The sequence below is a fragment of the Actinomadura litoris genome, assembly GCF_009733595.1.
Taxonomy (GTDB): Bacteria; Actinomycetota; Actinomycetes; order Streptosporangiales; family Streptosporangiaceae; genus Spirillospora; species Spirillospora litoris.
In genome coordinates, this window is record NZ_WOFH01000015.1 from 1 (window position 1) to 12,770 (window position 12,770).

Sequence of the window (12,770 nt, forward strand, 5' to 3'; positions counted from 1 at the left end):
CCCCGCCCGCGGCAGGATCTGCTCATGCTCCAACTGATGCCGCGCGACCTCGCCGCCGCCATGGTCGAACACCATGAACCGGGTACTGGTCGTGCCCTGGTCCAACGCACCGACGAACTCAGCCATGCGGGCCCTGCCTCTCTCGCACCGTTTCTCACTTGGTCATGCCGACGGGGGGCGGGGCTCCCGCCGGGTGACGTTCAGGTGACGTCGTATTCGGGCCTCGGCTCGCCGCCGCCCGGCTGCGGCGGCTCGTCCTCGGGGATGTTGCGTCCGATCAGCAGGATGTAGAGCGCCGCTCCGACGATGCTCCCGATCAGCGGCCCGGCGATCGGCACCCAGAAGTAGAGGTCGCCGTTCTGGTCGCGCCAGGCGTCGGCGTATCCGGTGAGGTACTGGGCCAGGCGCGGGCCGAGGTCGCGGGCGGGGTTGATCGCGTACCCGGCGTCGGAGCCGAACGCCATCCCGATCGCCACCACGACCAGCCCGATGACGAGCGGGGCCATGTTCGCCAGCGGCGGGGAGTTGCGCAGGTCGGTGAGCGCGAGCACGAGGAACAGCAGGATCGCGGTGCCGATCACCTGGTCGCGGAACGCGCCCCAGGTGCCCACCGGAAGCGACCCGTTGCCGGGCATGGTGGAGAACACGAACTGCGTCTTGGCGGTGTGGCCGGGGTCGAACTTCGCGAGGATCTCGCTGTAGTCCCACCGGACGATCAGTGCCGCGACGAACGCCCCGAGGAACTGCGCGATCCAGAACGGCCCGACCTTGCGCCAGGGGAACCCCTTGAACACCGCGAGCGCGAACGTCACGGCCGGGTTGATGTGCCCGCCGCTGATCCGGGCGGAGACGTAGACGCCGAGCGTCACCGCGATCCCCCACGCCCAGGCGATGGCGTCGTGCCCGCCGAGGCTCTGCGGTTCGCCGAGCCCGCTCCCGGCGACGGCCTGGGCGACGACGCCCACGCCGAACAGGATGAGGATCAGCGTCCCGGCGAACTCGGCCGCCAACTCCCGGGCGAGTTCCGGCATCGCGGGCCCACGCGTCATCTGTCCCCCTCCGGATGTGACGTAGGGCAGTGATCATGCCCAGCCAGGGGGCGCCTACACGGTCGGTGACCGAGCGATTACACTTCAGTGGCCGCGGAAGGCCTCCTCCAGCCACCAGGCCGCGCGCCCCCGGGTGACCTTGGCGTCGACCAGCATCGGGCGGTCGCGCGGCCCCGCGAGCCAGTCGGCCACCGCGCCGAGGTCCTCGCGCCGCCGGACGGTCGCGGCGGCGCAGCCGTAGCCCCGTCCGATCGCGGCGAGGTCGGCGGGCGGGAAGGTGACGGTGTCCAGCGGGTGGCCGTCCGGCCCGAAGTGGTGCACCTCGGCGCCGTAGGCCTCGTCGTCGTAGACGACGATGAGCAGCCCGAGGCCCAGCCGGACGGCCGTCTCCAGCTCGGCGGCCGCCATCAGCGCGCCGCCGTCGCCGAGCGCGGCGACCGTCAGCCGGTCGGGGCGGGCCACGGCCGCGCCGATCGCGGTGGCGAGGCCCAGCCCGACCGACTGGAACGCCTGGGTGAACACGAGCCCGTCGGCGTCGGGGACGTCCAGGAACATCGCCGGATATCCCATGAAGTTCCCGGAGTCGACGGCGACGGTCCGCTCGCGCGGCAGCAGCGCGTCGAGCGCGATCGTCAGCGTGCGGGGGTCGAGGCGGGGCCCGCCCTCGGCCGGGTCCCCGCCGGAGTCGTCCTCGTAGGGGACGTCCCGCCAGCGGCCCTCGCGGGCGAGCCGCGCGGCGACCGCGCCGGTCCGGTAGCCGGTGGCGGAGTGCCCGCGCGCCTCAAGCTCCGCCGTGACGGCGAGCGCGGTCTCGGCGGCGTCGCCGATCAGGCCGAGGTCGACGGGCCGGTGCGCGCCGAGGGCCTGGGCGTCCACGTCGACCTGGACGACCCGCGTGTCACGGCCCACGAGGGCGCCGTGGCGGGTGGTCCACGCGTTCAGCGAACAGCCCCACCCGACGACGAGGTCGGCGCCGGCGATCAGGTCGGCGGCGGCGGGCGTGGCGAAGCCGCCGCTGACGTCCAGCCCGAACGGGTCGCCGGCGAACAGCCCGCGCGCGACCGCGGAGGTCGCGGGCAGCGCCCCGCAGCGCGCGGCCAGGTCGGCGAGGGCCGGGCCGGCGCCCGCCAGCCGCGCGCCGCGCCCGGCGACGAACACCGGCCGCTCCGCGCCCTGGAGCGCGTCGGCGAACCGGGCGATCGCGCCCGCCGTCGGGACGGGCAGCGGCGGCACCGCGGGCGGCCGGGCCCGCTGCCCGGCCTGGTGCGCGGCGGTCGGGCGCTCCAGGCCCGCGGGCCCGGGGAACGCGGCGCCCTGGACGTCCAGCGGCAGCCCGAGCAGCACCGTGCGGCGCTCGGCGACCGCGACGCGGCAGGCGCGGGCCACGTCGGCGAGCGCGGTCTCGGGCGAGTGGATCCGCTCGGGGACGGCGCCGACGGCGGCGGCGAGCGCGGCCTGGTCGACGCGGAAGTTGGAGCGGACCTCGGCCGCCGCGACCTCCCCCGCCAGCACCAGCAGCGGGGTGCGGCTCTTGGCGGCCTCGGTGATCCCGGTGAGCGCGTTGGTGAGGCCGGGGCCCTGGTGCACCGACAGCACGCCGAGGCCGCCGGTGACGCGCGCGTAGGCGTCGGCCATCGTCGCGGCCCCGCCCTCGTGCCGGGCCGCCACGTACCGGGCGCCGCTCGCGACGAGCGCGTTGGTCACGTGGAAGTTGCCGCTGCCGACGACGCCGAAGGCCGTGTGGGCGCCGAGCCGGACGAGGGCCGCGCCGACCGCCTCCGCGACGTTCACCGCTCGACCAGCGCGAGCACGCGGGCCGGGCTGCCCGAGCCGCCCACGATGGGCAGCGGCGCGGCGAGCAGCACCGCCCCGCGCGGCGGCAGCAGCGCGAGGTTCTGGAGCTGGGTGAGGCCGTACTTGCCCGCGCCGAGGAAGTAGGAGTGGCAGGGGAAGGGCGGGTCGAAGGAGTGCGCGGCGCCCGCGTCGGTGCCGACGGTCTCGGTGCCGAGCCCGAGCAGCGGGGTCTCCTCGGCGAGCCAGCGGGCGCACGCGGCGGAGATCCCCGGCGTGTGCGGGCCGGTCTCGTCGGCGTTGAGGAACCGCTCCTGGTCGCCCGAGCGCGCGTCCCAGCCCGTCCGGTAGAGCAGCCAGCCGCCGGGCGGCAGCGGCCCGTGCGCCCGCTCCCACTCCCGGACGTGGTCGATCTCCAGCAGGAAGTCGGGGTCGGCGGCGGCCTCGGACGAGGCGTCCAGCACCACCGCCGGGGCGACCAGGCGGCCGGGCGGGACCTGCGAGACGTCCTCGCCGCCGCGTCCGGTGGCCCAGTGCACGGGCGCGTCGAAGTGGGTGCCGACGTGCTCGCCGGTCGTGATGTCGTTCCAGTACCAGCCGGGGCCGCGCTCGTCGTACCGGCTGATCTCCCGGAGCGAGAACGGGACGGTGTTGGCGAACGGCTCGGGGAGCCGCAGGATCGGGGTCCGCTCCGACAGGGGCGCGGTCAGGTCGACGACCTCGACCGTCCCTCCGGCGACGGCGTCGAGGAGCTGGGCGAGCACGGACATCGTTCCTCCGGCGGCACGGGCGGCTGAGGGTTCCGGCAGCGTCCACCGAACGTACCGCAGATGGCCCCCTCCGGAGGGTCACCCCGGAGGTCCTCGGTCACGAGGCCCCGCCCCTACAGGTTAGGCTTGCCTAAGACGATCGATCATCGGAGGGCGCATGGCGACGGAACCGGCGCGCAGGAGGCCGAGGCTGCACCGGGGGACGGTGCTGCGCACGGAGCGGATCACCCCGCACATGATCCGCGTGGTGCTCGGCGGTGAGGCCCTGGCCGGGTTCGGCGCGGGCGAGTTCACCGACCACTACGTGAAGCTGCTGTTCCCGCAGCCGGGTGTCACCTATCCCGACCCGCTGGACATGGAGAAGGTCCGGGAGGAGCTGCCCCGGGAGCAGTGGCCGGTCACGCGGACCTACACCGTCCGCTCCTGGGACCCGGACGCGGTGGAGTTGACGATCGACTTCGTCCACCACGGCGACAAGGGGCTCGCGGGGCCGTGGGCGGCGCGGGTCCAGGCGGGCGAGGAGATCTACTTCAACGGGCCGGGCGGCGCCTACGCGCCGAGCGCGGACGCGGGCTGGCACCTGCTCGTCGGCGACGAGAGCGCGCTCCCGGCGATCGCCGCGTCGCTGGAGCGCCTCCCCGTGGGCGCGCCCGCGCGGGTGTTCGTCGAGGTGGCCGGGCCCGAGGAGGAGCAGGACCTGCGGGCGCCCGCGGGCACCGAGATCGTGTGGCTGCACCGGGGCGGCGGGCAGGTCGGCGAGCTGCTGGTCGAGGCCGTCCAGAAGCTCGACTTCCCGGGGGACGACGTGCACGCGTTCGTCCACGGCGAGGCGAACTTCGTCAAGGCGCTGCGGCGCCATCTGCGCGTCGACCGGGGCCTGCCGCTGGAGCGGCTGTCGATCTCCGGGTACTGGCGGCGGGGCCGCGACGAGGACGGCTGGCAGTCCTCCAAGCGCGAGTGGAACCGCCAGGTCGAGGAGGAAGAGGCCAGCGCGCTGAGCTGAGCGCCGAGCACCGGCGGGCCCGGGGGCCTCAGGCGGTCGCCTGCTCGGCGCCGTCCGCGTCCGGGCCCCGCTCGTCGTCGTGCCCGTCGTCGTACTCGTCCTCGGCGAAGCCGGGCAGCCACCGCTCGGCCTCGGCGCGGAAGGGGCCCTCGGCCTCCAGCTGGCACAGCACGCCGCCGCAGCCCGACAGCGCGCGGCTGACCGCGAGGTACTGCGGCGGCAACCGGAACTGCCGGGCGAGGGCGCCGGGCCGCATGTCCGAGGCCAGGCCGAGGCCCCGCGCGGTCTGCTCGCGCAGCCACTCGCGCGAGTAGCGGAACCGGGGGGCGGCGAACGGCGCGGCGTGCGGGGCGACGAACGCGGCGACCTGCTCGGCGTCGACGTCGCCGTCGGGGGCGAGGAAGCCCTGCTCGCGCAGCGCGGCGACGATCTGGTCCGGGTCGCCGAGCGTCCCGATGCGCAGCAGCCGCCCGATCGACCACTGGAGCTCGGCGGGGACGCGCGCGGCGCCGCCGAAGTCCAGGACGCCGAGGCGGCCGTCCTCCAGCAGCCGGAAGTTGCCCGGGTGCGGGTCGATGTGGATCATCTCGCAGCGGGCGGGACCCGACAGCAGGAAGCGGAACAGCAGCAGCCCCGCGCGGTCGCGCCGCTCCTGGTCGTCACCGGCGATCACCTGGGAGAACGGGGTCCCCTCCAGCCACTCGGTGACCAGCACGTCGCCCGCCTGCGCGACCACGGCGGGGACGGCGAAGTCGGGGTCGCCCGCGTAGGCGTCGTGGAAGGCGGTCTGCGCGCGGGCCTCGTCGGCGTAGTCCAGCTCCTTCTCCAGCCGCCGCTTGAGGTCGGCGACGACGGGCTTGACGTCGACGCCGGGGAACAGCGGGGTGAACAGGCGGCTCAGCCGGGAGATCTGGTTGAAGTCGCTCATCAGCGCCTGGGCGGCGCCGGGGTACTGCACCTTGACCGCGACGGCGCGCCCGTCGTGCCACACGGCCCGGTGGACCTGCCCGATCGACGCAGCGGCGGCGGGCCGGTCGTCGAACTCGGCGAACCGGTCGCGCCAGCCGTCGCCGAACCCCTCGGCCAGCACCCGGTGCGTGGTCGCGGCCGACATCGGCGGCGCGGCCTCCTGGAGCCGGGTCAGGCTCGCGCGGAAGGGCCCGGCGATCTCCTCGGGCAGCCCCGCCTCGAAGATCGACAGCAGCTGCCCGACCTTCATCGCGCCGCCCTTGAGCTCGCCGAGCACCGCGAAGAGCTGCTCGGCGGTCCGGCGCTGCACCTCCAGCGCGACGGCCTCGGCGGGCCGGCCGATCGTGCGCTTGCCGAACCCGAGGGCGGTGCGCCCGGCGAAGCCGAGCGGCAGCGTCGCGAGCTTGGCGGTCCGCGTCACCGCGCGGCGGGGGATGTCGGTCACGGCCTGCCCTCCCTCGATCGACGAAGCCTCCGGTGGTCCAGCCTCTCACGGCGACCGAACACGACAAAGCGGTCATCCGCCCTGCGGGGGATTCAGCGTCCGGGACGGCGCGGAGATTCCCCGGCGCCTCCCCCGCCCGCCTCCGCGGCCCCGTCGGGCGCGGGCCGCAGCAGCAGCGCCACGACCTCCAGCGCGGTGTCGATCTCGGGCCGGTTCCCGCCCAGGTAGTGGGCGTACATGAACGAGTCGGCGACACGGACGATGGCCTGCGCGAGCGTCCGGGTCGGCAGCGGCGCCGCCAGCGCGCCCCGGTCGATCTCGGCCTGCAGTTCGCGGGCGAGCAGCCCCGCGGCGCGGTCCTCGACCGCGCCGGGCATCGTCGCCAGCCGGACGAACAGCCGGGGCTCGCGCTCGGTGAAGGCTCGCAGCGGCGGCGCGTCCACCACCGCGCGCATGAACCGGTCGAGCACGGTGAGGATCCGGTCGGGGCCGCTGCCGTCCACGCCGCGCGCGGCGGCGTGGTAGGTCCGCTCGGTCATCTCGGCGAGCACCGCGGCGACCAGCCGCTCCCGGCTGCCCACCCAGCGGTAGAGGGTGGCGCGGCCGACGCCGAGGTCGGCGGCCAGCGCGGACATGTCGATCGGCTCGCCGCGCAGGTAGCGGGCGGACGCGGCGGCCAGCGCCCCCTCGGGCCCGTGCGCGCGCACGGCGGCGCGCACGGCGGCGCGGCCGGGTGCGGGGCCGGGTGCGGGGCCCGGCGCGGGCGAGGGGTCGCGCGCCGGCGGCCGGGACAGGCCGTCCGTGGTGGGCGGGCGGGGCGGGCTGCCGCTCATCCGCTCAGCATGGCACGCCGCGGATGGGCGCGGGGAGGTGCCGGAGCGACCGGCCCCGGATCGGATGCGCCGGCGACTCCTCGCGATCAAAAGACTACCGACCGTGATCAAAGGGTAGCTACGGGAGGTGACAGCGAATCAGGGGGGCGCCGGACGCAAGGGCCGGCTGCTCATCATCGGCGGCGCCGAGGACCGGACCTGCGGCGCCGGCCCGCTGGAGACCTTCGTCGGCCTCGCGGGCGGCGAGGACGCCCGCATCGTGGTGGTGACGACGGCCACCGAGGTCCCGGACGAGGTCGTCGAGGAGTACACCGGCGTGTTCGGGCGGCTCGGCGTGGCCTCCGTCCGCGAGCTGCGGCTGCTCGGCCGCGCCGCCGCCGACGACGCGGCCACGCTGCGCGCGCTGGAGGCGGCCGACGGGGTGCTGTTCAGCGGCGGCGACCAGTCCCGGATCAGGACACTCGTCGGCTCCCGCACCAACGAGCTGCTGAAGCGGCGCCTCGACCAGGAGGGCCTGGTGATCGCCGGGACGAGCGCGGGGGCGACCGCGATGGGCCACTGGATGATCCTCGGCGGCCACGGGCACGAGGTCGCCGCGTCCAGCGTGCGGGTCGGCCCCGGCCTCGCGCTGCTGGACAACGTCCTGATCGACATGCACTTCAACGAGCGGGGCCGGCTGCCGCGGCTGATGAGCGGGATCGCGCTGGACACGCGGCTGCTCGGCGTCGGCATCGACGAGGACACCGCGATCGTGGTGGGCGACGGCCAGTTCGGCGTCGTCGGCACCGGCGTCGTGACCGTCGTGGACGCCGGGCAGGCCACCGTCGCCTACGCCGCCTCGGACGACGAGCCGATGGCGATGTTCGATGTGTCGCTGCACCTGCTGCCCGCCGGATGCTCGTTCCAGATGAACGACAAGCTCCCGGCGATCGGCACCATGCGCGGCCCGGAGGAGGGATAGCCCGTGCGGCTCGACCATGTGCGCCGCCTGAGCGGCCCCAACGTCTACCTGTCCCGTCCCGTCGCGGTCGCGCGGCTGGACCTGCGGGGCCTGACCGGCCACGAGACCACCGACCATCCGGGGTTCGCCGACCGGCTGGTGGCGGCGCTGCCGGGGCTGACCTCGCACCACTGCTCGGCGGGCCGCCCCGGCGGGCTGCTGGAGGCGATGGCCCGGGGCACCTACTTCGGCCACGTCACCGAGCACGTCACGCTGGAGCTGTCCGGGCTCATCGGCCGGGAGGTGTTCTTCGGCCGGACGGTGCGCGCGGGCGGGCCCGGCGACTACGAGGTGGTGCTGGAGTGCCCGCGCGACGAGCCGCCCGGCTCGGCGGTGGTGGAGGACCTGGTCGGCATCGCGATCCGGCTGGTGAACGGCGCGATCGCGGGGGCGGTGCCCGACCCGGCCGCCGACCTCGCGCGGGTGGCGGCCGACCACGAGGCGGGGCGGCTCGGCGTGAGCACGGCGGCGCTGGCGCGGGCGGCGCGGCGGCGCGGGATACCGGTCCGCCGCGTCGGCGGGCTGAACCTGCTGCGGCTCGGATACGGGCGGCACCGCCGGACGGTGTGGGCGGCGATGACCGACGCGACGTCCGCGATCGGGATGGAGGTCGCGGCCGACAAGCGGCTCACGCACCGGCTGCTCGCCGACGCGGGCCTGCCCGTCCCGGAGGGGCGGGTCGCGGGGTCGGCGGCGGAGGCGCTGGAGGCGCTGCGCGAGATCGGCGGGCCGGTGGTGGTCAAGCCGCTGGCGGGGCACCAGGGCGAGGGCGTGCACATCGAGCTGACCAGCCCGCCCGAGGTGGTGGCGGCGTTCACGGCGGCGGCGGGCGCCGGGGACGGGGGCGCGGGCGGCGAGGTGCTCGTCGAGACCTACGTCCCCGGCCGCGACTACCGGGTCCTGGTCGTCGGCGGGCGGGTGGCGGCCGCGGCCGAGTTGACGGCCGCGCGGGTGACCGGCGACGGCGCCGCGACGGTCGCCGCGCTGGTGGAGCGGGTGAACGCCGACCCGGCGCGCGGCGCGGGGCACGACCGCCCGCTGACCCGGCTCGCGCTCGGCCCGGCAGAGCTGGCGCTGCTGGCGCGGCAGGGGCACGGCCCGCTGACCGTCCCCGCGGACGGCGAGACGGTGTGGCTGCGCCGCAACGCCAACCTGTCCACGGGCGGCACCAGCCGCGACGTGACCGGCGACGTCCACCCGGACGTGGCGGGCGTGTGCGTGCGCGCCGCCGCGACCGTCGGGATGGACGTGTGCGGCATCGACCTGCGGCTGCCCGACATCGGCTCCGCGCCGCCCGAGGAGCGCGGCGCCGCCGGGATCCTGGAGGTCAACGCCGCGCCGGGGCTGCGCATGCACCTGGCCCCGCACGAGGGCGACCGGCGGGACGTCGCCGCCGACATCATCGGCCTGCTGTACCCGGAGGGGGCGCCCTCGCGGGTGCCGGTCGTGTCGGTCACCGGCACCAACGGCAAGACCACCACGGTCCGGATGATCGCCCACATGCTGGAGCTGCGCGGGCTGCGCACCGGGATGACCAGCACCGAGGGCGTGTACGTCGGCGGACGGCTCGTCCACCGGTCCGACGCGTCCGGGCCGAGGTCGGCGGAGATGGTGCTCGGCGACCGGTCGGTGGAGGCGGCGGTGCTGGAGACGGCGCGCGGCGGGATCGTCCGGCGCGGCCTCGGCTACGACCGCGCGGACGTCGCGGTCGTCACCAACATCACCCGCGACCACCTCGGCATGGACGGCACCGAGTCGCTGGACGACCTGGTGGAGATCAAGGCGCTGGTCGCCGAGGAGATCCGCCGCGGCGGGCACCTCGTGCTCAACGCCGAGGACGCGGCGGCGGCGGGCCTCGCGGAGCGCCGGGCGGTCCGCGAGCGGGAGCCGGTGCTGCGCTACTTCGCGCTGTCGCCCGGCGCGCCGGGGATCGCCGCGCACCTGCGCGGCGGCGGCACCGCCTACTTCGTCGAGCGCGGCCGGCTGACCGAGGCGCGCGGCGACCGCCGCGTCGGGGTCCTGCCGGTGGAGGAGGTGGCGGGGGCGTTCGGCGGGCACGCCCGGCACGTCGTCGCGAACGCGCTGGCCGCCGTCGCCGCCGGGCGGGCCCTCGGCGTCCCGGTGGAGGTGGCGGCGGAGGCGCTGCGCTCGTTCGAGCCGCACGGCCGCAACCCGGGCCGGGGCTGCGTCTACCGGGTCGGCGACAACCCCGTCCTGGTCGACTACGCGCACAACCCGGCGGCGGTCGCCGCGATGGGCGCGTTCGTGGAGCGGCGCTGGGGGCGGAACGGCGTCGCCGCCGTCACGCTCCCTGGCGACCGGTGCGACGCGCTGGTCACCGAGACCGCCCGCGCCGTGTCCGGGACGTTCGGCCGCGTCGTCGTCTACGAGGACGAGGACCTGCGGGGCCGCCGGTCCGGGGAGATGACCCGGCTGATCGTCGAGGGGCTGCGGGAGGGCCGCCCGGACGTGCGCCCCCACCCGGCGGGCGACCTCAAGGGGGCGCTGACCTCGGCGCTCGACATCGCGGGGCCGGGCGAGCCGGTGCTGCTGCTCTACGAGAAGCTGCAGCCGGTCACCGAGCTGCTCGACACGCTCGGCGCCGTCCCCGTGCTCTAGCCCGTCCTCTAGCCCGTCCTCGCCTCCTGGTCCGTTCCCGCACCCCGGTCCGCCCCGGCCTGGACGCCGCCGGGCCGGCAGAGTGCGCGCGGCGGGCGCAGGAAGACGGTGGCGACGGCCAGCAGCGCGAGCGCGACGGCGCCGTCGAGCCAGTAGTGGTTGGCGGTGGCGACGACGACCGCGAACGTCATGACGGGGTGCAGGATCCACAGCCACCGCCACCGCGTCCTGGACGCGGCGATGAGCCCGAGCGCGATGACGGCGGCCCAGCCGATGTGCAGCGACGGCATCGCCGCGTACTGGTTGGCCATCGTGTCGGTCTGCGGCGCCCCGTACACGGCGGGCCCGTACCGCGCGCCGGTGTCGATCAGGCCCGTCGCCGTCAGCATCCGCGGCGGGGCGAGCGGGACGACCAGGTGCAGCACGAGCCCCGCGCCGGTGAGCGCGACCACGATCCGCCGGACCCACCGGTAGTGGGCGGGCCGCCGCAGGTAGATCCAGAGCAGGAACGCCGCCATCGCCGGGAAGTGCACGAACGCGTAGTAGCAGTTGGCGGCGTGCACGAGGAACTCGCTGTGCAGCAGGCCGTGCTGGACGTCGGTCTCGCTCGGCAGGTCCAGCGCGCGTTCCATGTCCCATACGCGGTGGGCGTTGCCGAACGCCTCCGACACCCGCCCGCTGGACAGCAGCCGCCCGAGCTTGTAGACGCCGAACAGGGCGGCGATCAGCACCAGCTCGCGGACGGGCCGGGGCCGGCCGCCCGGCGACGGCCGCGCGGGCCCGCGCAGCCGGGGGAACGGCCGGGCGGGCCGGGACGGCCGGTCCAGGAGCCTCATCCGCCGTCCTTCCTCCCGTCGGGCACCGCCGGGCGGCGGGTCGCCCTGCGGATGCCGAAGCCTCTCACCTCCGGCGCCCGCGCGGGAACCGGCGCGCGCCGGTCACCCCGGGCGCGGCCGGCGGGAGGAGGGCAAGGAGACCACCGTAGAGCCGCCTTGCAGTTGCAGCAAAGTTTCACGAACTGCCAAAATACGTGACCTGTATCTCAGTGATCAGTTCGGTGAAGGAAGAATGGCCTCTTCCGGCCGGGGCTCCGGCCGGGGTCCCGGCCGGCGCCGTCAGTCGAACGGCAGTCCGACGTAGTTCTCGGCCAGCGTGGTCGCGGCGGCCTCGGAGGAGGCCACGTAGTCCAGGTGCGAGCGCTGGAGCCGCAGCGCGAAGGGGTCGGCGGCGGGGTCCACGTGCAGCAGCGTGGTCATCCAGTACGAGAAGTGCTCGGCCCGCCAGGCGCGCCGCAGGCAGGTCGCGGAGTAGCCGTCCAGCAGCGTCTCCGAGCCCGAGGCGTACCGCTCGGTCAGCGCCCGCGCGAGGACGGTCACGTCCGCCACCGCCAGGTTCAGGCCCTTGGCGCCCGTCGGCGGGACGATGTGCGCCGCGTCCCCGGCCAGGAACAGCCGGTCGTGCCGCATCGGCTCGGCGACGAAGCTGCGCATCGGGGTGATCGACCGGTCGGTGACCGGGCCCTGCCGCAGCTCCCAGCCGTCCCCCGTCGCGAGCCGGGCGGCCAGCTCGTCCCAGATGCGGGTGTCGGGCCAGGCGCCGAGGTCCTCGTCCGGGGGGACCTGGAGGTACAGCCGGCTGACCTTCGGGGAGCGCAGGCTGTGCAGCGCGAACCCGCGCTCGTGGTTGGCGTAGATCAGCTCGTGGGTGGACGGCGGGACGTCGGCGAGGATCCCCAGCCAGGCGAACGGGTACTCGCGGGAGAACGTCCGCAGGCCCGGCACGGTGGGGCGGCTGACGCCGTGGAACCCGTCGCAGCCCGCGACGTAGTCGCACTCCAGCGTGTGCGTCCGGCCGTCCTGCCGGTAGGTCACGCTGGGCGCCGACGCGTCGATCTCCAGCACCTCCGCCTCGAACCGGACGTCGCCGCCGTCGGCGAGCCGCAGCGCGACGAGGTCCTTGACGATCTCGGTCTGGGCGTAGACGGTGACGGTCCGGCCGGTCAGGTCGGTGAGCGGGATCCGGTGGCCCGCCCCGCCGAAGCGCAGTTCGAGCCCGTGGTGGACGAGGCCCTCCCGGTCGAGCCGCTCCCCCGCGCCGCTCTCGCGCAGCACGTCGGTCGTGCCCTGCTCCAGCATCCCGGCGCGCTGCCGCCGCTCGACGTAGGCGCGGTCGCGGCCCTCCAGCACCACCGAGGCGATCCCCCGCCGGTGCAGCAGATGGGACAGCAGCAGTCCGGCGGGGCCGCCGCCCACGATCGCGACCTGGGTACGCATCGAGCCTCCTCGTCTTCG

At 75.7% G+C, this 12,770-nt stretch carries 11 protein-coding genes; 3 read left to right on the top strand and 8 right to left on the bottom strand.

Annotated elements, in window-relative coordinates; translation table 11 throughout:
* The 4 genes from GNZ18_RS33695 to GNZ18_RS33710 form a co-directional block, all read right to left on the bottom strand.
* On the bottom strand, positions 1–126 hold a 126-nt coding region (locus tag GNZ18_RS33695), incomplete at its 3' end, for an FGGY family carbohydrate kinase (RefSeq protein WP_156220711.1).
* Positions 127–200: 74 nt separating this feature from the next.
* Positions 201–1,049: an MIP/aquaporin family protein gene (locus GNZ18_RS33700; protein ID WP_156220712.1), complete on the bottom strand. Its 849-nt coding sequence runs from the start codon at positions 1,047–1,049 to the stop codon at positions 201–203.
* Between the two features lie 84 nt (positions 1,050–1,133).
* Entirely contained in the window at positions 1,134–2,840 is a 1,707-nt protein-coding gene (locus tag GNZ18_RS43865) for a thiamine pyrophosphate-binding protein (RefSeq protein WP_312874890.1), read from the bottom strand.
* On the bottom strand, positions 2,837–3,610 hold the full coding sequence (locus tag GNZ18_RS33710) for a cyclase family protein (RefSeq protein WP_156220713.1): 774 nt from the start codon (positions 3,608–3,610) through the stop codon (positions 2,837–2,839). The genes GNZ18_RS43865 and GNZ18_RS33710 overlap by 4 nt, the downstream gene beginning before the upstream one ends.
* Positions 3,611–3,767: 157 nt before the next feature.
* Here GNZ18_RS33710 and GNZ18_RS33715 point away from each other — a divergent pair, with 157 nt between their 5' ends.
* Positions 3,768–4,613 (top strand): siderophore-interacting protein, encoded by an 846-nt coding sequence (locus tag GNZ18_RS33715; RefSeq protein ID WP_156220714.1) that lies wholly within the window; start codon positions 3,768–3,770, stop codon positions 4,611–4,613.
* A 28-nt stretch (positions 4,614–4,641) separates the two neighbouring features.
* On the opposite strand, the gene GNZ18_RS33720 is transcribed toward GNZ18_RS33715, so the two are convergent.
* The gene (locus tag GNZ18_RS33720; RefSeq protein WP_214620291.1) at positions 4,642–6,027 is read right to left on the bottom strand and encodes an ABC1 kinase family protein; all 1,386 of its coding nucleotides are present in this window, start codon (positions 6,025–6,027) and stop codon (positions 4,642–4,644) included.
* A 92-nt stretch (positions 6,028–6,119) separates the two neighbouring features.
* Positions 6,120–6,860 (bottom strand): QsdR family transcriptional regulator, encoded by a 741-nt coding sequence (locus GNZ18_RS33725; protein ID WP_173390964.1) that lies wholly within the window; start codon positions 6,858–6,860, stop codon positions 6,120–6,122.
* Positions 6,861–6,987: 127 nt separating this feature from the next.
* On the opposite strand from GNZ18_RS33725, the gene GNZ18_RS33730 reads away from it, so the two are divergent.
* Both GNZ18_RS33730 and cphA read left to right on the top strand, forming a co-directional pair.
* On the top strand, positions 6,988–7,821 hold the full coding sequence (locus GNZ18_RS33730; protein ID WP_214620293.1) for a cyanophycinase: 834 nt from the start codon (positions 6,988–6,990) through the stop codon (positions 7,819–7,821).
* Positions 7,822–7,824: 3 nt separating this feature from the next.
* Complete coding sequence (gene cphA, locus GNZ18_RS33735; RefSeq protein ID WP_216651525.1) at positions 7,825–10,479, top strand: cyanophycin synthetase; 2,655 nt, start codon at positions 7,825–7,827, stop codon at positions 10,477–10,479.
* 8 nt (positions 10,480–10,487) lie between these two features.
* Here cphA and GNZ18_RS33740 read toward each other — a convergent pair whose 3' ends face one another.
* Together GNZ18_RS33740 and GNZ18_RS33745 are read right to left on the bottom strand one after the other, a co-directional pair.
* A complete protein-coding gene (locus GNZ18_RS33740) occupies positions 10,488–11,315 on the bottom strand; it encodes a phosphatase PAP2 family protein (protein WP_156220715.1) in 828 nt (275 codons plus the stop codon).
* 279 nt (positions 11,316–11,594) lie between these two features.
* The gene (locus GNZ18_RS33745) at positions 11,595–12,752 is read right to left on the bottom strand and encodes a 4-hydroxybenzoate 3-monooxygenase (RefSeq protein WP_156220716.1); all 1,158 of its coding nucleotides are present in this window, start codon (positions 12,750–12,752) and stop codon (positions 11,595–11,597) included.
* Between the last annotated feature and the right edge of the window lie 18 nt (positions 12,753–12,770).

Excerpts from the sequence above, each read along its gene's own strand:
- GNZ18_RS33700 (WP_156220712.1), bottom strand. The coding sequence starts at position 1,049 with ATGACGCGTGGGCCCGCGATGCCGGAACTCGCCCGGGAGTTGGCGGCC.
- GNZ18_RS33740 (WP_156220715.1), bottom strand. The coding sequence starts at position 11,315 with ATGAGGCTCCTGGACCGGCCGTCCCGGCCCGCCCGGCCGTTCCCCCGG.
- GNZ18_RS33710 (WP_156220713.1), bottom strand. The coding sequence starts at position 3,610 with ATGTCCGTGCTCGCCCAGCTCCTCGACGCCGTCGCCGGAGGGACGGTC.
- GNZ18_RS33715 (WP_156220714.1), top strand. The coding sequence starts at position 3,768 with ATGGCGACGGAACCGGCGCGCAGGAGGCCGAGGCTGCACCGGGGGACG.
- GNZ18_RS33745 (WP_156220716.1), bottom strand. The coding sequence starts at position 12,752 with ATGCGTACCCAGGTCGCGATCGTGGGCGGCGGCCCCGCCGGACTGCTG.
- GNZ18_RS33725 (WP_173390964.1), bottom strand. The coding sequence starts at position 6,860 with ATGAGCGGCAGCCCGCCCCGCCCGCCCACCACGGACGGCCTGTCCCGG.